Source organism: Bradyrhizobium sp. UNPA324, from assembly GCF_006658635.1.
In the GTDB taxonomy this organism is placed as follows: Bacteria; Pseudomonadota; Alphaproteobacteria; order Rhizobiales; family Xanthobacteraceae; genus Bradyrhizobium; species Bradyrhizobium nanningense.
This window is the reverse complement of record NZ_LFJD01000004.1, coordinates 6,768,043-6,786,010: the sequence shown is the minus strand read 5'-3', so window position 1 is coordinate 6,786,010 and position 17,968 is coordinate 6,768,043. Positions and strand designations below refer to the sequence as shown.

Here is a 17,968-nt window from a genome sequence, read left to right as displayed (position 1 = left end):
GCCGGCAGCGAATTCATTTCGGTGGGGCGTCTCGACCTCGAGCTTCCAGATCGAGGCGATCCGGGCCGGGGCGAACGTCAAGGACTAAGCCGATGGTCGGGATCCTCACGATCACGCCCAATCCAGCGGTTGACGTGTCGACATCGGTGGATCGGATCGTTCCTGTCGCCAAGCTGCGCGGCATCGGCCAACGACGCGATCCCGGCGGCGGCGGCATCAACGTTGCGCGGGTCATCAAGCGCCTCGGGGGCAACGCCACTGCGCTCTATGCGGCGGGCGGCCTTACGGGAGATCTGCTGCATCAATTGCTGGACAAAGAGGATGTGGAAAGCCTGACCTTTCCGATCGCGGGCGAGACTCGACAAGATTTCTTCGTCAGCGAAATCAGCACGGGCCAACCCTATCGATTCATCCTGCCGGGCCCGCCTCTCGCCGAAAGCGAATGGCAGAAATGCCTTTCGATGCTGGCGGCGCTCGAACCGTTCCCTCGCTTCGTGGTTGCGAGCGGAAGCCTGCCGGCCGGCGTGCCCGCCGATTTCTACGCAAGGGTCGCAAGGATCGTCAAACAGCGCGGAGCCAAGATGATCCTCGACACCTCCGGTCAGGCCCTGGTTGCCGCGGTGGCGGAAGGAGTCGAACTGGTCAAGCCGAACCTGCGCGAGATGCGCGAGCTTGTCGGCCGCGGGTCGTCTGACGCCGCCGAATGGGAAGCTGCTGCCAGAACGCTGGTGCGCGCCGGCAAAGCGGCGATGGTCGCCTTGACCATGGGACATCTCGGCGCTGCGCTGGTGACGAGCGACCGGGTGCTACGCGCCAAACCTCTCGATATCACGCCCCTCGGCGCCGTTGGCGCAGGCGACAGTTTTCTCGGCGCGCTGGTTTACGGGCTCGCGTCCGGATCCGGCCTGGAACACTGCTTTCGACAGGCTGTTGCCGCCGGCGCCGCGGCCCTGCTCAATCCCGGCACTGAACTCTGCCGGCCGGACGACGTCAAACGTCTCGCCGAGCAGGTCATTCTCTCGACGGCAATTTGACCGATCTTGATCTTTCGCAATCCGATGGTGCGGAGATGCGGGAAAATTGCTGACTTCCGGACCTATCTGCAGCGCGGGAGAATGCGCGATGGACCCGTCAAGCTACATTCGCTGGTTCAGGGACATCTGTCTTGCCGACGTGCCGCTGGTGGGAGGCAAGACCGCCTCCCTGGGGGAGTTGTATTCGGCGCTGACGCCGGAGGGCGTCAAGATCCCGAACGGCTTTGCGCTGACGGCGGCCTCCTATCGCGACGCCCTGACCGAAGCTGGCGCGTGGGACAGGCTCGGCTCCCTTCTCGCCGGGATCGACAAGCGGCGGATTGCCGATCTTGCCCGTCGCGCCGCTGCCGCGCGTGCGATCGTCTACGAGGCAACGGACCGGGAGGATCTGCGCCATCAGGTCAAACAGGCCTACCGGCAGCTGGAGCAGGAATACGGACGCAACGTCGCGGTCGCGGTCCGCAGTTCGGCCACGGCCGAAGACCTGCCGACCGCAAGCTTTGCCGGTCAACACGACAGCTTCCTCAATATCCGAGGTGCAGACGGGTTGATGGAGGCCTGCCGTCGCTGCTTTGCGTCGTTGTTCACGGATCGTGCAATCTCCTATCGGATCGACAATGGTTTCGATCACTTCAAGGTCGCACTATCGGTCGCGGTCATGAAGATGGTCCGCTCGGACCTCGCAGCCAGCGGCGTCACCTTCACGCTCGACACCGAGACCGGGTTTCGCGACGTAGTGTTCGTGACCGGCGCTTACGGGCTGGGCGAAAATGTCGTGCAAGGGGTCGTCGACCCCGACGAGTTCTACGTTCACAAGCCGACCTTCAAGGTCGGCTTCAGAGCCGTCTTGTCGCGCCGGCTGGGATCCAAGGCAAAGCGGATGGTCTATGGCCGCGGGCACAATGCGACCCGGAACTTGGTGACGCCGGTGAAGCAGCGTCAGCAATTCTGCATCAATGACAACGAAGTTCTGACGCTCGCCGAGTGCGCGCTGCTCGTCGAGGAGCATTACTCGCAAAAGTCCGGCAAGCCGACTCCGATGGACGTGGAATGGGCCAAGGATGGCCGGGACGGTTCGCTCTACATCATCCAGGCCCGGCCCGAGACGGTCGCCTCCCGCCGCAAGCCGGAAGCGCTCGAGAGCTACGTCCTGAAAAAGACCGGAACGGCGCTGGCCGAAGGCCGCGCCGTCGGGGAAAAGATCGCGGCAGGACGCGTCCGACTGATCAGGAATGAGCGGGAGCTCCGGAAATTCCGTCCAGGCGAGGTGCTTGTCGCGACGGCGACGAGACCGGACTGGGAGCCCGTCATGAAGCTCGCCGCCGCGATCGTGACGGATCATGGCGGCCGGACCTGCCATGCCGCCATCATCGCACGCGAGCTCGGGGTGCCTGCCGTGGTCGGAACAGGCAGCTTCAGCAAGAAAGCGAAGACGGGCACCGCCGTGACGGTGTCCTGTGCGGAAGGTGACATTGGTCACGTCTTCGAGGGGACCCTGCCGTACGAGGTCGAACGGACAGCGTCCGAAAGCGTCCGGAAGCCTCGCACCGAAATCATGGTGAACCTCGGCAATCCCGAGGTCGCGTTCAAGACCGCCGCCTTGCCGAGCGATGGCGTCGGCCTTGCCCGAATGGAGTTCATCATCGACCAGCACATCGGAGTTCATCCGATGGCGCTGGCCTGCCCCGAAAAGGTGACCTCAGCGCGGGACCGGTTGAAGATCAAGCTCCTGACCTCTCGCCACAAGGAACCGTCCGATTTCTTCGTCCAGCGGCTTGCAGAGGGCGTCGGCACCATCGCCGCGGCGTTCTATCCCCGGCCGGTGATCGTGCGCCTCTCCGATTTCAAGACCAATGAATATGCGAACCTCCTCGGCGGCGCCGATTTCGAGCCTCACGAGGAGAACCCGATGCTCGGCTTTCGCGGTGCCGCGCGCTACGCGCACCCCGCCTACGCGCAAGGATTCGCCCTGGAATGCGCTGCAATGAAGCGGGTGCGCGAGGCGATGGGCCTCACCAATCTCAAGATCATGATTCCGTTTTGCCGGCGTGTCGAGGAAGCGCAGAAGGTCATCGCAACCATGGCAAATCTTGGCCTCAAGCGAGGCGAGAGCGGCCTCGAGATATTCATGATGTGCGAGATCCCGAACAACGTCATCCTGATCGACCAGTTCGCACAATTGTTCGACGGTTTCTCCATCGGGTCCAATGATCTCACTCAGCTCACGCTCGGCGTCGACCGGGACTCCGAAATCGTAGCCTTCGACTTCGACGAGCGCGATCCCGGCATGCTGCAAATGCTGTCGATGGCCGTGCTTGGCGCCAAGCGCAACCGCCGCCACGTCGGCATCTGTGGCGAAGCCCCGGCGAATTACCCGGAGATCGCGAAGTATCTGGCTGAGCTCGGGATCGACTCGATCAGCGTGAATCCGTCGAGCGTGTTGCGGACCATCGAGATCGTCCGCGCCGCGGAGCGCGACAGCGGTGGAGGTCGTCGAGCTACGGGCTAGAGGCGCTTGTCCCGACCCTGTACGCCAAGCGCCTCGCGCACCTCGTCGTCCTCTAAGGCATCCTTGATCGCGCGATCGGCCGGCCCGGTCTCCAGGAGCCGCGAGTTGCGGTCAGGTACGGGTACGGGCACCTCCGCCTTTCGCTCTGCCATGCTTTTCTTCGCCGCTTGACTATCCTTGTCCATTTCACCCTCCCTGTGGCGCAGACGTCAGTGCGACATCAACAGGCAGACCGGAGCGTGCTGCAGGAGGCTCTTCGTCATGCCGCCGAAGACCCATTCTCCCAACCGGCTGTGTCCATATCCCCCGGTCACGATGAGGTCGGCGCCGACGTCGGCGGCCAGTCGAACGAGGTAGCCCGCGTCCGGCTCCGTCGTATGGACACGCACCTCATGCTGGCAACTCACGCCGTGCCGTTGCAGATACCTGGCCACGTCCCGCACCCGGCCATGAGCTGCATCCTGTTCGCTCGACGTGCAGATTTCGGCGATCGTGACCTGCGACGCTCTGGTCAGGAAAGGCAGCGCGTCACGAACCGCCAGCCGCGACTCCCGACTGTCCTTCCAGCCGACCACGATCCGGTCGCCCGACAATTTGGTCACACCATCCGGCACCGAGAGGGTCGGACGTCCCACTCGCAACATGGCCCCGGCAGCATCAAGATAGTGACCGTAATTGGGCTTCAGCTGGCTGCGACGCACCACGACAAGATCCGCAGCCCTGGATTGCTCGACCAGGAAATCGGTCGGAAAGCCGATCGCCCAACGCCATTCGACCTGCTCGCTGGGCAAGCGAACAATGCGCCTGAACCAGGCCTCCTTGCCGGACAGGGCAGCTCGTATGCGCTCAAGGTCCTCCGCGGTCGTTTGTTCGATGATCACACCTTCGGCCACGAACGGGGGCTCTATCGCGACCGCCGAGATGCCGAGCAGCGCTGCTCCGAAGTTGTTCGCGATCCCCTCGGCAAGGGCGATCTGCCCCTCGTCCTGCTGCTGGGAATCGACGTAGACCATGACGCTGGCCAGGGACATGTCACTGCTCCATTGCTCGGATGCTCCCTTATCTCGCGTTTCCGCAGTTATCCGCTTGACGCACGTCAAGCGATCCTGCCGCCAGTCGGCTACTGACCTCTGGTCAAAGCAGGGATCGTTGCTCTTACGCTGCTGATAACATCAATCCTGTACATCCTTGTCGCGGCGATCTCGATCACCGCGGTGCCGGCGGATCGCCTGGCGGCTTCACCTGCGGTCCCCTGATAGATTATCGCGATCTGGCTCGGCAATTGTTAGCCCGCTCTCGAACATGACAACGCCAGGGCCGGCGTGATTATCGGTCAAGGAGATGCTTTTCGATGTCGCCGACCGAATGCTTGGTCAGGTCCCTGGCCAGTTCCGCGACAACGCGGCGCTTTACATCAGGATGAAGGGCTGACCGGATGTCCGCCAGCGCTCGCGGCGGCGCGACGACGACCAGCGCCGTCGACCGATCGCTGCGGATGACCTGCTCCAGTGCGTCCGCAACTTGTTTGACGAACCGATGCTCTTCGAGCTCGTGCCAATCGGTCATTCCGACGGCGCTTCTATGCCCCGAAGTCTTGCTCACCCGGCCGGGACGATCGGTCCCCTGGCTATGCGCCGGCGGATTCATGTCTTCGAAGACCGCCTCCACCCTGAGGTTCGGGAACTTCTCGTTGCCTTCGTTGCGTAAGAAAAGCGCCTTCCGACCGTCACCGACGAACACGACAGCATGATGCGGAATCCTGGTCATTTCGGACGGCCTCCGTTTGCCTGCCGAAAAGTACCCTCCTCGTCCAGGTGCCCCTTGATCCCGATCAATCCCGCTGGCGAGAAAGACGGCAAGATGCCAGCAAGCAATATGGAGGTTCGTCATGCAAGCACAGGACGTGATGATTTCACCTGTGGTGACCGTCGGCGCACATGCAACGGTTCGCCAGATCGCCAAGATCATGCTCGAGCGCCACATCAGCGCAGTTCCCGTCGTCGATACCGACAACAAGATCCTGGGAATCGTAACCGAGGGCGATCTGTTGCATCGAACCGAATCCGGCACGGAGCGCGCTTATGCCTGGTGGCTTCGCCTCTTGACTGGCGACGCGCAAATGGCGACTGACTACGTCAAGTCCCACGCGGTCAAAGTCGAGGATATCATGACCCGCGAGGTCGTGACGGCCAGTCCCGAAACGCCGCTGAGCGACATCGCCATGCTGCTCGAGGAGCGTCAGATCAAGCGAGTGCCGATCGTCAACAAGCAGGGTCAGCTCGTCGGCATCGTCAGCCGCGCCAACCTGCTGCAAGCCGTCGCGAGTGCGAGGCCGAAGCTGGAGATCTCGCTTCCCGACGCAGCCATCAGGAAGCGATTCCTCGATGAGATCAAGAAGCAGCCTTGGGCACATACGTTCAACCTCAACGCAACGGTCCAAAACGGCGTCATCGACATCTGGGGCTTCGCACCGTCGGTGGCGGAACGTACTGCCATACGCGTGGCGGCCGAGGCGATCCCGGGCGTCGTGCTCGTGAATGATCACCTGCTCGAAACCCCGGCCTTCGTTTACTGACGCAGATCTGACCGGTTGCTCGTTCATAACGGGGATTTCATGCCGCACTTTGTCGTCAGCTTTCTGAAGGATCTTGTCGGCGACCAAGGACAAGTCTGCGAAGTATGTCAGCGCGCGATCGAGATTGATGCCGATGACGAGCTGGAGGCCGCTCAGCTGGCAAAGGAGGAGTTCTGTGAGCTTCACGCCGTCCGGGACTGGTCCCTGCACGCCGACCGCCTCGACGTGCAGCCGGTTGACTTCCCTTCCTGACGGTGTTCAGCGGTGAGGTGATCGGACAAGGCGATGGAGGCACGGTCACGCTTGCGACCGGATATCCGGCTGCCGCGCTCTTCCTCCGCCGCGATGCCAGAGCGACTTGTTGGAAGAGACTAACCGGAGAGCTCCGCCACCGGTTGACCCAGGTCAAGACGTTCCTCTGTGACGCTGGGAGTATGTCTGCCTCCATCGAAGGGGTAGCGGCATGATTAAGGACATCCTTGTACACATTCCCACGGAGCGAGCGTTGAGACCAGTCGTCGACGCGGCGATCTCCCTGGGCTTGGCGTTCGACGCACATGTGGATGCCATTGCCATTGGTTACATTCCGGCCAGCGGCGCATTCGTCGTCGACGGCGGAGCAGCCGCTACCGTCGCGGCACTGTTCGAGACAGAGCAGGAGCGTGCCGCCGAGCGCAGCACGACGGCACTCTCGGTGTTCGAGATGGCGGCGCGCACGGCAGGAATTTCCTATCAATGCCGTTCGATCGAGAATTCTCCAACCGAAGCTGCGTCTGCTCTGGGCGAGGCCGCCCGTCTCTACGATCTGACGGTTGTCCTACAGCCGGACACCGCGCTGGACTCGTTCGACAATACGACGGTCGTGGACGTTCTGCTTCAAGCCGGCGGCCCCGTGTTATTCGTGCCCCACATTTTCCACGGCTCCTTCAAGGCCAGGCGCATCGGTATCTGCTGGGATGGCAGCCGGCTCGCAGGTCGCGCATTCAGGGATGCGCGGAAGTTCTTGTCTCGTGCCGACGCGGTGGTCGCCATCTCCATCAACGAGTCCGAAGTTCCCGCGGAAGCAGCCACGCAGAAGCTCGTGCAACGCCTCGGACGCACCGGGCTGACGACGAACCTGATCGAATTGACGGCAGAGCATTCCGAGATCCAGCCATCGATCCTCTCGTTGGCCGCCGATGAAGATCTCGACATGCTGGTCATGGGCGCCTACGGACATTCCCGCCTTCGGGAGGGAGTACTTGGCGGTGTAACCCGCGAGATGCTGAAGACCATGACGGTGCCGGTCCTGATGTCGCACTAGTCGGCATCCGGGCGGTTCCCAAACATCTTATTCTCCCGCGTGGGACCCGCTTTCAGACCCGCGCGCGCCATAGCGAGGCACCAAGCAGAAGGTAGGCCGCGCACGTCCACAGCGCCTGCCAGTTCGCCGGCCCTTCGTTGAAGCCCACGTAGATCGCCGCCCCGACAAACACGCCGGCGAACAGCGACTCCGCCAGAGGACGGCTTCCCTTGTCGGGCGAATTGAGCAGCGTCATGGCCGCCAAGGGCACCGCCGCCATGGTGAGCGCGGCAAAGGGGAAGTCGATATTGCGCGGATCGAAAACAAGCGCGACCGCCGTCGCCGCTCCGATCACGGCGGTTGCCATCAAGGCGAGGCCGTAAATGCTCAGCAACATCGATTCAGTCCAGTAGCCTTTGGGACCCAGCAGTTGCTGTAGACTGGGCGGCGGGCGGCCCGACATCAGGCCGTGGGCGCCAAGCACCGGCGAGATCGTCGCCGCCACCAGAAGAGAGCTCCACAACAGCCAACCACCCACTCCCACACTTTCGAGGAACACCTTTTGCGCGGCCACTCCAAACAGAATTCCGGCTGCAGTTGCCGATATTCCGACCGCGAACCAGGAAGTCAGGCCGGACCTCCTCGGTCTGCGACGCAAGGTCAACCATGCCGCGACGAAGGTCAGTATCGCCAGCACAATGCCGCTGCACATCTGCAGCTTCCAGAGCGGATAGTTGCTGACGGGGATATTGGGCGGATATTTCAGCATGCGCCGCTCGCCTCCGAACAGGCCCCATGATCCGCCGACGGTGCCCTCGATGTCCCGCTTCCAGGATTCGTCATACGCCTCGAACAGGTTGACGCGGAAGTTCTCGCGCCGAGCAAGGTCGAGGACCTCCGAGACCACCCGTGCCTGATTGATACGCGAAGGTAACGCCGATTCCCGCATCCGCCCCTGGCTCGGCCAACCGATCTCTCCGATCAGGATTTCCTTGCCCGGAAATGCCGCCGCGATCTGCCTGCGAATTGCGCCGGCATGGGCGGCAGCGGATTCTGCCGGGATTGGTACGTTCTCCCAATATGGCAGGATATGGATCGTGACGAAATCAACGGCGTCGTAGAGCTCACGATTGCTCAGCCAGAGCTCCCAGACGTCTGCATAGGTGACAGGGACGCTGACCTGCGCCTTCACCGAGCGGAGCGTGGCGATCAGATCGGATACGGTGATATCCTTGCGCAACAATGTCTCGTTGCCGACCACCAGCGCGATGATGGTCCCGGGATATTCCCTGGCGAGGCGTATCGCCGTCGATATCTGTGTCCGATTCTTCTGCTGATCCTTGTCGAGGAAGATTCCCTGGATGACTTTCAGCCCCGCTTTGGATGCAAGTTCGGGGATTTGGTCGAGACCAAGATCGGTCGCATAGGTACGGATGCAGTCGGATATCTCGGCAAGTTGCGCGAGATCTTCCGCGATCTGTTCACGCGATACCTGCGTGGCGGGTGAAAGTGACGTCTGATGGTTGCGGAATGGAGCGTATGAGATACATTGTACCTTGTCGGTCGGATCGATGGGCGCGCGCACCAGATTGACCGGCATCCCCAACCACCACCAGACGGCGACGATTGCCCCCAGCGACGTCAGCAGGAGCATCAGCGGAATATAGAGAGAATTGACGCGCCGTCCTGCCGGCGTGAGCGGCTGCGTCGTGAACCAGCTTGCCTTTCGACGATAAACCAGCCGATCACCTGCAAGGCGCGGCTTTTCGAGCGCGGCGATATCGCGGGCGCGTCGCATCTTCAATTCATTTCTCAAACATGGGCGCAGCCCGCCTTGCTAGATCGGATCAAATCTAGAATAGCCTCGCAAGCTCAAATTGAGATGGCTCAAGGATGCGGATGTTCGTTGTGGCTTTTCCGGGCCTCCAGGATCGGCGCGATGTCGACGCGCCCATCTCACCTCCCCCATGCCTAAAGCGCAATACCCCATGACCCGATGGTCTTTTCGCTCTCACGCGGACGTGAGGAAGCTTTTGGAAAATATATGTCCTATTCCCCGGTCCCGCTGCAAAATGGGCCGTGGGTTGGAGCTTCGACCACGGAGGTCCATTGCACCGATTTGTTGCGAAAGCGAACGCCGACCACTTCATTCGTCTTCTGAACAGCAGCGATCTCACGCCTGACAAGAGAGCGGATCGCCCATTAGCTGAACCACACCAATTCTAGCGTGATGTCGGCCGCCGGCGTCAAACCGGACGCGGCCGGGCAGATTGAATTTCCGTCACTGGTTTCGACGACCACATCCCGGGCAAAAAAACGCTGGGCTCATCCAACCGTCGGCAATCACCGCAATTGACTGGCATCAAGGCGGTGAAGCTCGATGTGGGCTTGGGTTTTTCCCATGGGCATTTTCCGGCATTGCAGCGTATTTCCCCGGCTCGCCGTCATTCTCGTCGCGGTGCTTTGCGTGGCTGTCCCCTCGATGGCAGGCGCGGTCGACCTCGTCGGCGTGCGCCAGGACGGACGCGAGATCGCCTCCGCCGACGTTCCCGGCTGGCGACTTGTCTATTTCGGCTATACCCATTGCCCGGATATCTGTCCGATCTCGTTGCAGAGCATGGCTCAGGCCCTCGACGCGCTCGGGTCGATCGGAGAACGCATGACTCCGGTCTTCGTGACCGTCGATCCGCAACGGGACACGCCCGACGTCCTTGCCGAATACGTATCCAGCTTCCATCCGCGCATGATCGGCCTGACACCTCATCCCGAGCAACTCCCGGCCCTGGCCAAGGCCTGGCGCGTCAAATACGCCCGCGTCGAGCTCAAAGACGGGAATTCCTATGCGGTCGACCACACGGCCGCGATCTTCCTCGTCGACCCCGCCGGTACCGTCATCGGCCGCTACCCGCACGACCTCGACGGAAGCGGGCTGGCCGAGCGCATCCGCGCCTCGATGCTGGCAAGATGACATGAGCGCCGGTGAGAAGCTCGCGCACAGCTTCGGCGCCACCGAGGTTTCCGTCGACAAGCGGCGGCAACTGATCCGGCGCACGTTCGAACAAGTCGCGCCGCGCTATGACCTGATGAACGACCTCATGAGCATGGGCATTCACCGGCTCTGGAAATCGGGCTTCGTCGCGCTTGCGGCGCCGCGGCCGGGCGAGATCGCTCTCGACCTCGCCGGCGGCACCGGCGATATCGGCCTGGCGCTCGCCGCCGCCGGCGCCCGCGTGCTGGTCGTCGACCCCTCCGCGGCGATGATGCGGGTCGGACGGATGCGCGCGGGAGTAGAACGGATCGAGTGGATCGCTGCCGAAGCGGAGCACCTGCCGTTCCCCGACGCGTCCATCGACCTGCTCACGATCTCCTTCGGCATCCGCAATGCGACCGACGTTGCGGTCTCACTGCGCGAGATTGCCAGGGTCCTGCGGCCCGGCGGGCGCTTCTTCTGCCTGGAATTCTCGACGCCGCGCCCATGGCTGAGACCGCTTTACGGCCTGTGGTCCCGCACCACGATTCCCCTGCTCGGCGCTGTCGTCTCCGGCCGGCGCGATGCCTATCGCTATCTCGTCGAGTCGATCAGGAGATTTCCCGATCAGACGGAATTCGCATCGATGATCGCATCCAGCGGGCTGGTCGATGTGCGATGGCGCGACGTCTCGTTCGGCATCGCCGCGGTTCACTTCGCGCGCAAGCCCGCCGAATGACCTTCAAGGCGACGCGAAGCCGAGCAATTCGCGGCGAAGCGCGGGGTCTGCCCACTCGCCCTCCCCTCGCATGCGTGCGACCTCGCGTCCCTGCGCGTCGACGAGGATGGTCGTCGGCAGCGCCGCGACGCCGAGCGCGACCGCCGCCTCACGGTCGCGATCGTGATAGAGTTCGAGATCGCGTACGCCCAATTTGGACGTCGTGCGATCGATCGCATCCCAGCCGAGCCGGTCGACCGACACCGCGACAACACGCACGCCCTCCCGGCCGAGATCGGATTGCAGCGCCGCGAGCGCCGGCAGCTCGACCCGGCATGGAACGCACCAGCTGGCCCAGAAATGCAAAACGGTCAGGCGCGCACCGAATTGCGCCGCCGTGTGTCCATCGCCGTTGCGATCGCGGACGACGTAGTCGATCTGCTTCGGCGCCAACGGCACGAAATCCGCCGCGCGGGCGGACGTCCACATCGCCACGGCGCAGAACATCGAGACGAGGCGGATCATCGCACGCTCATCAGCAGGACGGCGACAATTCCCGCGGCCAGCCCGATCTGGAAGTGCACGGTCGCGGCCAGCATCGCATTCAGCGCACGTGACACCGGTGTTCGGGCCAGCCGATGCCCCAGATACAGCGCAGCCCCAAAGGCCGCCGCGGCAACGACAATCGCGGCACGATTGATCGGCCAGAGCGCGATTCCGGCCACGATGGCAGCGCTCGCCAGTTCGAGGACGTAGAGATATGCCGTGCCGACCGGGCCGAGAACCATCGCGAGCGTCTGCCGTCCCGAAATGGCATCCTCGGCACGATCACGGTGGTTGTTGACAGTCAGGACCGCCGCGGCCGGCAGGCCGATCGCGAGCCCGAGAAGCACTGACGTCGCGTCGAACCTGTTCGCACCGAGCCAGACGGTTCCGGTCGTCGCGACCACGCCGAAGAACACGATCACGAAAACCTCGCCGAACCGGCTGGCGGAGATGGGCCAAGGGCCATAGGAATATCCCCAAGCCGCCAGCAATGAAGCCGAGCCGATCGCCAGGATCGGCGCGCCTCCATAGACGACAGCGACGCTGCCGAAGGCCGCAGCGATGAGACTGGTCACGATGGCGCCGCGCCGAACTTGCGCCGCCGACATGATGCCCGCTCCGACGAGCCGCAGCGGTCCCAACCGTTCCGATGTGTCGGCGCCGCGGCCGCCGTCGGCGGAATCGTTGGCGAGATTGGTCGTGATCTGGATGAACAGCGCCGATGCCAGGGCGGCAATGACCGGAACGGTTGCAAGCCTGCCATAGGTGACCGCTGCATAGACCAATGCTACGGCGATCGGCGTCACGGACAGCGCCAATGTTCTCGGCCGCGCGCCCAGAATCCAGGTTCCGATTGCACCTGTTGATGCCAGCGCCGTCACAGCAGATCTCCACGCCGAAACGCCCGGAAGCCAGCATAGGCCGACCCGGCTCCGAGTGCCAACGGGTAGGCCAGCGACCAGATCAGGAAGCCCGCGCGGCCGAAGACGTCGAAAACGGCATAGGCCGTCGAGCCCAGGAGCACGAGCTGCGGATCGAACAAGATCATCGATCCGATCCGGAACACCTGCAGCGGATTGAGAAGTGCGATGGCGACCACCCCTTCGACCGGCATGCGGTCGCGGATCAGGACGCCGAGCAGGACGAGATCGAGGCCGAGGATGAGGACGAGCCATAACAGGAATGCCGCGGTCTGAGCCAGATCCACCGACCTCGCCACGGACGCGATGAAGAAGCCGAGACCGACGAAAGCAAGGATCATCGCGAGCAGAATGCCGATATCGAAACCCAGCTCCGCCCAGGGAATCGCGACCGCGCGCACTGCTCCATAAGCAAGCGCCGAGGCAAGCGCGCCGACCACCGGCGCCGCCGCAAGGACGTATCGGGCGAAGAAGCGACCGGCGTACCAGGCACCCAGTCCGACGGGGAGTCCGAGCACGTATTCGTACACGCCGGCTTCGCGATCACCCGCCAGCGAGCGCACCGTGGTGACCAGCACGAAGATCGGCAGGATCGCCATCGCGAGCTGAATATAGGCAACGAGCGTGCGCGACAGGCCCGTGAAGCCGAGCACGCGGCTCTCGGTCAGGCCGAAGACCAGCAGCAGACCCACCAGGGCGAAGAAGACGGCGGCGTAGGCCCAAAACCATCTGGCGCGGAGTGCCTGTGCGATCTCGAGCCGGAACGTGGCGGCAAATCCGGACACGGGGCTAGGCTCGAACGGAACGGACGTGGGGTTGGGCGGAGCAAGCAGCATGTCTTCCTCACGTCGGATGGGCGCAGAGCGCCTTTTCGCAAATCGCGGCGGAAGCTGTCGCGAAATCCGCTGGATGGCCCGCCTCGGCCCCCGCCGCGTAGCCGTGTCCCATCGGCGTCGCCACGCCTGCACGATATCGGGCCGAACGCGCGGGGAGCCATCTCGCCGGATCGCCCTCGTCGGCGACCCAGAAGGCGATTTCGGTCCGCTCCAGCTCCTTGCGCTGGGAAGCGGCGATGACCGCGCAACCGAAATCGTCGTAGACGCGAACCCGCCCGATGTCTGCGTTCCAGATCTCTGCCGCGTATCGCGGATCCCCGATCGGCATGCCGCAATAATCACAGCTCTCGCGCTTCAGCTTGATGGCGCGGGGCGCAGGCCCGGCCTCCTGCGAGCAGCCTGCCAAGCCGCCGGCCGCCGCAAGGCCCAGCGCCATGCAGACAAGTCGACGTCGCGTCGGGGCGATGCCGGCCTCAGGCGGACAAGGTATCGGCATTCACGCTCTCCCGATCGGCCTCGCGCAACTCCACGCCGGAGAGCAATCCGGCGTGGCGCGCGACGAAACCGAGAAACCGGAGCCGGTCCGGGCCGGCAATCGCGCCGCGCCAGCGGTGCCCTTCGAATTGCGTCAATCCCCATTCCCCCGCCGCACGGGCGAAGCTTGCCTCCACACGGTTGGTTTCGACCTCGACGAGAAAGCTGGATCCGAGCGCACCGGCGTCGGTCACCGTATCGTCCAGCACGATGCGTCCACGGTCGAGCTCCACCACCCGGTCCACCAGCGGCGCGATTTCGTCGATGCGGTGGCTCGAGATGATCATGGCGGTGTGCCGGCCGCGCGCCGCGAGAAGATCGTAGAATACGGCGCGGGCGGCCGGATCGAGGTTCGCGGTCGGCTCGTCGAGAATGAGCAACCCAGTCGGCCTGCCAAGGGCGAGTGCGATCAACAGCTTCTGCTTCATGCCCCCTGACAAACGCACGAAGGCGCGATTGCGGACCGCAGCGACATCGAGCCCCAGGCTCTTGGCAACGCCTTCGATCTCCTCGACCGAGGCACCCGACACCTCTGCCACATAGCGAATGAAGGCGCCGGTCGGCGTCTCGAGCCGCGGCGCAATCTGAGGCACGAAGCCGATCATCCGCAGCAGCCGCGCCCGGTCGCGGCGCGGATCGAGCCCGTCGATGGAGATCGATCCATGATAGCTGTATTCCCCGAGCAGGCTGCGAAACAGGCTGGTCTTGCCGGCGCCGTTGGAGCCGACCAGGGCGATCCGCTGTCCCGAAGGCGCTTCAAGCGACAGATGATCGAGCACCCGCGTTGCGCCGAACTGCTTGCTCAGCTCCTTGATGAGGATCATGCGCCCTCCTCCTCGGACTTGTCGTCGGCGCCTGAGCGGGCAAGGCCGACAATGTCGAATGTGAGGGCACCCGTCGGACAGACGTCGATGCACATGGCGCAGCGCGTGCAATCGACCCCGATCGGAGTTTCGACCTCGCGGGCGAAGCTGAGCTTGGTGATGTCGAGCACATGGGGAACGAGACAGACCTGCCGACACTTGCCTTCGTGCAGGCACTTGGTCGCGTCGTACATGACCCGCACCGGCGCCACGATGCCGGCAAGACCATAGCCGAGGCCGACCGGGCAGACGTAGCGGCACCACAGCCGGCGCGACCAGACGATCTCGGCCAGCAGCAACAAGCCGACCCAGATGAGGCCGATGATGGTTCCATAGGTGAGCGCCCGCGACAGAATGCCGACCGGCGAGATGGCCTCGAACAGCGGATAACCGGAGACGAAGGCAAGCACCGCGAAGACGAAGAACATGATGATGCGAAGGCGCCGGTCGAGTTCATGGTCGCGGACGAGCTTCTTGCCCATGAGCTTCAGGTGCACCATCTCCGCCAGCTCCGACAGGAAATGGTAGGGGCAAACCCAGGAGCAGAACGTTCGACCGCCGAGCACCGCGTAGATCAGCAAGACGGTCGTCACCCCGATCACGAGGTTGATGACCACATGCTTGTGCGCGAGCATGAGCTGCAACGAGGAGTTCACGTCCGCAAAATGGAATCCCAGCACGCGCGACGCGGTCAGAGCCCCTTCGACCAGCTGCAGGTCGATCCAGTACGAGGCCACGAACAGGCCGTTGACCGCGAAGATCGATGCCCAGCGGATCATCCGCCATTTGTGCGATTGAACGGCCTCGGCGCGCTCGTTCTCGATCGCAGCTTTGCGACGCTTGCGCTCTTCCGGGCTCTTCTTGAAAGCGAGCAGCTCGCGCGCTTCCTCGGTCATGTCCTCGGGCGTGGGCTTCTGCGGGGCTGCGCCGAGCATCAGCGCCAGATCCCGCAGCTTCCGCGCGATCAACCGGCTGCTCATGTTTTGGGCCCTCCGGGATCTCGCCCTTTGACACGGACGTCGACACGGATCGCCGCAGGCTCGGCGGGGCACATCATCTCGCAGACGCCGCAGCCGACGCAGGCATCCTTCACCATCGGCGTGCGCCGGCGGTCCTGCGGATCGCTCGACACCGGCACCAGCTCGATCGCGTCCTTGATCGGACAATGCCGCGCGCAGAGATCGCAGGTTCCGAGGTCGTAGGGGTGAGAGGCAACCGGCTGCGGCTTCCATCGATCGATGTCGGAATAGCGCAGGTGCCCCTTGAACGCTTCGCCGCGCGCCAGACCCTTGAAGCCTTCGCCCTTGCGCGCCAGGCAGGCATCCGGCGCGGCCAGGCGCGCCACGCCCATGCGCGACTGCTCCTTGGCGTCGATCAGATGGCTGAGCGCGCCCGTCGGGCACGCCAGCACGCACTGCGTGGCGTCACAGGAGAAGTCGCACGCCTGCGCGCGGGCCGCAATGTACGGCACACCATTGCCAATCCCCCGGTCGAGATCGCTGAGCCTGATCGCGTCCACCGGGCAGACCTGGACACATTGTCCGCATTTGATGCAGGCGGCGAGGAAATCCTCCTCGTCGAGCGCTCCGGGCGGACGAAGTCGGGGCGCAGCCTCCACCGCGCGATGGTCGAGCAATGCGAGGAGCGACGCGCACACCACCACGCCGCCCACTGCGGCGGACCGCAGCAGACGCCGGCGAGCCTCGTCGACGCGAGGCGAAGACCTTCCTGGCGGCGTGGGGGCGGCTGCTTCGTCGTCTTTCACCGCAGCACCTCCTTGACCTGCGCGCTGCGGACTCCCGCATCTGCGACCGCATCGATACGCGGAGCCGGATCCGCCAGCACCAGGCGCGGTTCCGTGAGCGAGCCGAGCCGCTCGACGAGATCGATCATTTCGAGCGAGGGCGCGCCCCGGAAGAATTGTGCGTCGGGCACATCCATCCAAAGCCTGTCGGCCCAGGTCCAGACACGATACGGCGTATCGCCTGCACCATCGTGATTTCGGTCAAACCCATCGTAGGAATCCCAGAAGTTCCCGGACCAGACGTTGCGCTGGGCGGACCCGCCGCCGGCGACCATGGCCTGGGCATGGTTGCCGAAAAACGCGTCGTCCTCGAACGCATTTCCCTCCCAGCCGGAATGGAAAGCGACCGCCACGCCGTTATAGGCGAAGCGATTGGCCTTGAAGGCATTGTGGGATTCAGGATCGTAGGGCGAGGCATCCATGAACAGGCCGCGCGCATTCGCGAACACGTCGTTATGCTCGATGCGCGCTCCGGAGGACTCCTTGAAACCGATACCGATGCCCGACGGGCCCTGACTATACTGGATGACGTTGTCGGCGAGCACGTTGTCGTTGGCGTACATCAGGAATACGCCCACCGTGTTCGCGACAAGGACGTTGTGCCGCAAGTCGTTCTGATGCGCATACATCAGATGCACGCCGTACCGGCTGTCCCGAATCCGGTTGCCGTTGATGGTATTCTCCCTCGAATACCAGACGACCGTATCGCGTGTGCGAAATATCTCGTTGTCCTCGATCCGGTTGCCATTGGAATACCAGACGCGGATCGCATCGCCACGGAGCGCCTCGGGCAGTTCCTTGGACGAAATGCGATTGCGCCGGATGATGTTCATGTCGGACTGCTTGAGCTCGAACCCGAACAGGCAATCCTCGATCAAATTATCGCGGAAGACGCCGTGCTTGCCCCGCACGCGCACGGCGGAATCGGTCGATTCGTGCCTCTCGCCGGAATTGCGAAACGTGAGGCCGACGACCTGCACGTCATCGGCCGTCACGGTCATGATCGACCCGACGCCGCCGCCATCGACGACCGCCCCCGGCTCGCCCTCGATCCGCATCGGACGGTTCACGACGCCCGGCGCCGCGTAGACGCCGTGTGCGAGGTGCAGGACGCCACCCGTCGGGGTGGCGTCTATCAACGGCTGAAGTGCGGCCGCATCGCGCGGAAAGCGCCGCAGGCTCTCAAGCTCCTCTTCGGACCGAGGATCGGGCGGCGGAGGATGATGGTCGGCAAAGCCGGCGTCGCGCGTGAGGTCATAGACCCCGAATGTGGCGGCGACCCTGCCGAAGGCAAGAGCCACGAGCACCACGACCGCAAGCCCAGAGAGAGCGAGAGCCCCGTCCCGCACCCAACCCAGCAGTCGTAGCCGCGCAGACAT

19 protein-coding genes are annotated in these 17,968 nt (G+C 63.7%); 7 read left to right on the top strand and 12 right to left on the bottom strand.

Annotated elements, in window-relative coordinates:
* Window positions 1-92: 92 nt before the first annotated feature.
* Entirely contained in the window at window positions 93-1,034 is a 942-nt protein-coding gene (locus UNPA324_RS32565) for a 1-phosphofructokinase family hexose kinase (RefSeq protein ID WP_141938107.1), read from the top strand.
* Window positions 1,035-1,122: 88 nt separating this feature from the next.
* Window positions 1,123-3,543, top strand: coding sequence for a phosphoenolpyruvate synthase (gene ppsA / locus UNPA324_RS32560; RefSeq protein WP_141938105.1), 2,421 nt, complete (start codon window positions 1,123-1,125; stop codon window positions 3,541-3,543).
* Here the strand turns inward: ppsA and UNPA324_RS32555 are convergent.
* From UNPA324_RS32555 to UNPA324_RS32545, 3 genes are all read right to left on the bottom strand, one after another.
* Entirely contained in the window at window positions 3,540-3,728 is a 189-nt protein-coding gene (locus UNPA324_RS32555; protein WP_141938103.1) for a hypothetical protein, read from the bottom strand. The two genes, ppsA and UNPA324_RS32555, sit on opposite strands and share 4 nt — an antisense overlap.
* A gap of 24 nt (window positions 3,729-3,752) precedes the next feature.
* On the bottom strand, window positions 3,753-4,574 hold the full coding sequence (locus UNPA324_RS32550) for a universal stress protein (RefSeq protein ID WP_128916368.1): 822 nt from the start codon (window positions 4,572-4,574) through the stop codon (window positions 3,753-3,755).
* 295 nt (window positions 4,575-4,869) lie between these two features.
* On the bottom strand, window positions 4,870-5,310 hold the full coding sequence (locus UNPA324_RS32545) for a baeRF12 domain-containing protein (protein ID WP_141938101.1): 441 nt from the start codon (window positions 5,308-5,310) through the stop codon (window positions 4,870-4,872).
* A 121-nt stretch (window positions 5,311-5,431) separates the two neighbouring features.
* Between UNPA324_RS32545 and UNPA324_RS32540 the strand changes: the two genes are divergently transcribed.
* From UNPA324_RS32540 to UNPA324_RS32530, 3 genes are all read left to right on the top strand, one after another.
* Window positions 5,432-6,118, top strand: coding sequence for a CBS domain-containing protein (locus tag UNPA324_RS32540; RefSeq protein WP_128916370.1), 687 nt, complete (start codon window positions 5,432-5,434; stop codon window positions 6,116-6,118).
* Window positions 6,119-6,157: 39 nt separating this feature from the next.
* Entirely contained in the window at window positions 6,158-6,370 is a 213-nt protein-coding gene (locus tag UNPA324_RS32535; protein WP_141938098.1) for a hypothetical protein, read from the top strand.
* 211 nt (window positions 6,371-6,581) lie between these two features.
* Window positions 6,582-7,421 carry a universal stress protein gene (locus UNPA324_RS32530; protein WP_141938094.1) on the top strand — a complete coding sequence of 280 codons (840 nt, stop codon included), beginning with the start codon at window positions 6,582-6,584 and terminating at the stop codon, window positions 7,419-7,421.
* Window positions 7,422-7,473: 52 nt separating this feature from the next.
* Here UNPA324_RS32530 and UNPA324_RS32525 read toward each other — a convergent pair whose 3' ends face one another.
* Window positions 7,474-9,054, bottom strand: a complete 1,581-nt coding sequence (locus UNPA324_RS32525; RefSeq protein WP_246667313.1) for a glycoside hydrolase family 17 protein — start codon at window positions 9,052-9,054, stop codon at window positions 7,474-7,476.
* An 828-nt stretch (window positions 9,055-9,882) separates the two neighbouring features.
* Between UNPA324_RS32525 and UNPA324_RS32520 the strand changes: the two genes are divergently transcribed.
* Window positions 9,883-10,368, top strand: coding sequence for an SCO family protein (locus UNPA324_RS32520; protein ID WP_181769602.1), 486 nt, complete (start codon window positions 9,883-9,885; stop codon window positions 10,366-10,368).
* A gap of 1 nt (window position 10,369) precedes the next feature.
* The gene (locus UNPA324_RS32515) at window positions 10,370-11,107 is read left to right on the top strand and encodes a class I SAM-dependent methyltransferase (protein ID WP_141938091.1); all 738 of its coding nucleotides are present in this window, start codon (window positions 10,370-10,372) and stop codon (window positions 11,105-11,107) included.
* Between the two features lie 3 nt (window positions 11,108-11,110).
* Here the strand turns inward: UNPA324_RS32515 and UNPA324_RS32510 are convergent, their stop codons facing one another.
* From UNPA324_RS32510 to nosD, 8 genes are read right to left on the bottom strand one after another with little or no spacing between them, the layout of a single operon-like run.
* A complete protein-coding gene (locus tag UNPA324_RS32510) occupies window positions 11,111-11,611 on the bottom strand; it encodes a TlpA family protein disulfide reductase (RefSeq protein ID WP_128916374.1) in 501 nt (166 codons plus the stop codon).
* The gene (gene menA / locus UNPA324_RS32505; protein WP_283810288.1) at window positions 11,608-12,513 is read right to left on the bottom strand and encodes a 1,4-dihydroxy-2-naphthoate octaprenyltransferase; all 906 of its coding nucleotides are present in this window, start codon (window positions 12,511-12,513) and stop codon (window positions 11,608-11,610) included. Before menA ends, UNPA324_RS32510 begins: the two co-directional genes overlap by 4 nt.
* On the bottom strand, window positions 12,510-13,388 hold the full coding sequence (locus tag UNPA324_RS32500; RefSeq protein WP_141938084.1) for an ABC transporter permease: 879 nt from the start codon (window positions 13,386-13,388) through the stop codon (window positions 12,510-12,512). Before UNPA324_RS32500 ends, menA begins: the two co-directional genes overlap by 4 nt.
* Window positions 13,389-13,395: 7 nt before the next feature.
* The gene (locus tag UNPA324_RS32495; protein WP_141938081.1) at window positions 13,396-13,884 is read right to left on the bottom strand and encodes a protein NosL; all 489 of its coding nucleotides are present in this window, start codon (window positions 13,882-13,884) and stop codon (window positions 13,396-13,398) included.
* Window positions 13,862-14,701 carry an ATP-binding cassette domain-containing protein gene (locus UNPA324_RS32490; RefSeq protein WP_210246773.1) on the bottom strand — a complete coding sequence of 280 codons (840 nt, stop codon included), beginning with the start codon at window positions 14,699-14,701 and terminating at the stop codon, window positions 13,862-13,864. Before UNPA324_RS32490 ends, UNPA324_RS32495 begins: the two co-directional genes overlap by 23 nt.
* Window positions 14,702-14,742: 41 nt before the next feature.
* Window positions 14,743-15,765 (bottom strand): NapH/MauN family ferredoxin-type protein, encoded by a 1,023-nt coding sequence (locus UNPA324_RS32485; protein ID WP_141938078.1) that lies wholly within the window; start codon window positions 15,763-15,765, stop codon window positions 14,743-14,745.
* Window positions 15,762-16,550: a 4Fe-4S dicluster domain-containing protein gene (locus tag UNPA324_RS32480; protein ID WP_141938076.1), complete on the bottom strand. Its 789-nt coding sequence runs from the start codon at window positions 16,548-16,550 to the stop codon at window positions 15,762-15,764. Before UNPA324_RS32480 ends, UNPA324_RS32485 begins: the two co-directional genes overlap by 4 nt.
* Window positions 16,547-17,968 carry a nitrous oxide reductase family maturation protein NosD gene (gene nosD / locus UNPA324_RS32475; RefSeq protein ID WP_141938074.1) on the bottom strand — a complete coding sequence of 474 codons (1,422 nt, stop codon included), beginning with the start codon at window positions 17,966-17,968 and terminating at the stop codon, window positions 16,547-16,549. Before nosD ends, UNPA324_RS32480 begins: the two co-directional genes overlap by 4 nt.

Coding starts and splice junctions, on each gene's coding strand:
- UNPA324_RS32565 (WP_141938107.1), top strand. CDS start 93: ATGGTCGGGATCCTCACGATCACGCCCAATCCAGCGGTTGACGTGTCG.
- ppsA (WP_141938105.1), top strand. CDS start 1,123: ATGGACCCGTCAAGCTACATTCGCTGGTTCAGGGACATCTGTCTTGCC.
- UNPA324_RS32555 (WP_141938103.1), bottom strand. CDS start 3,728: ATGGACAAGGATAGTCAAGCGGCGAAGAAAAGCATGGCAGAGCGAAAG.
- UNPA324_RS32550 (WP_128916368.1), bottom strand. CDS start 4,574: ATGTCCCTGGCCAGCGTCATGGTCTACGTCGATTCCCAGCAGCAGGAC.
- UNPA324_RS32545 (WP_141938101.1), bottom strand. CDS start 5,310: ATGACCAGGATTCCGCATCATGCTGTCGTGTTCGTCGGTGACGGTCGG.
- UNPA324_RS32540 (WP_128916370.1), top strand. CDS start 5,432: ATGCAAGCACAGGACGTGATGATTTCACCTGTGGTGACCGTCGGCGCA.
- UNPA324_RS32535 (WP_141938098.1), top strand. CDS start 6,158: ATGCCGCACTTTGTCGTCAGCTTTCTGAAGGATCTTGTCGGCGACCAA.
- UNPA324_RS32530 (WP_141938094.1), top strand. CDS start 6,582: ATGATTAAGGACATCCTTGTACACATTCCCACGGAGCGAGCGTTGAGA.
- UNPA324_RS32525 (WP_246667313.1), bottom strand. CDS start 9,054: ATGCTCCTGCTGACGTCGCTGGGGGCAATCGTCGCCGTCTGGTGGTGG.
- UNPA324_RS32520 (WP_181769602.1), top strand. CDS start 9,883: ATGGCAGGCGCGGTCGACCTCGTCGGCGTGCGCCAGGACGGACGCGAG.
- UNPA324_RS32515 (WP_141938091.1), top strand. CDS start 10,370: ATGAGCGCCGGTGAGAAGCTCGCGCACAGCTTCGGCGCCACCGAGGTT.
- UNPA324_RS32510 (WP_128916374.1), bottom strand. CDS start 11,611: ATGATCCGCCTCGTCTCGATGTTCTGCGCCGTGGCGATGTGGACGTCC.
- UNPA324_RS32500 (WP_141938084.1), bottom strand. CDS start 13,388: ATGCTGCTTGCTCCGCCCAACCCCACGTCCGTTCCGTTCGAGCCTAGC.
- UNPA324_RS32495 (WP_141938081.1), bottom strand. CDS start 13,884: ATGCCGATACCTTGTCCGCCTGAGGCCGGCATCGCCCCGACGCGACGT.
- UNPA324_RS32485 (WP_141938078.1), bottom strand. CDS start 15,765: ATGAGCAGCCGGTTGATCGCGCGGAAGCTGCGGGATCTGGCGCTGATG.
- nosD (WP_141938074.1), bottom strand. CDS start 17,968: ATGTCTGCGCGGCTACGACTGCTGGGTTGGGTGCGGGACGGGGCTCTC.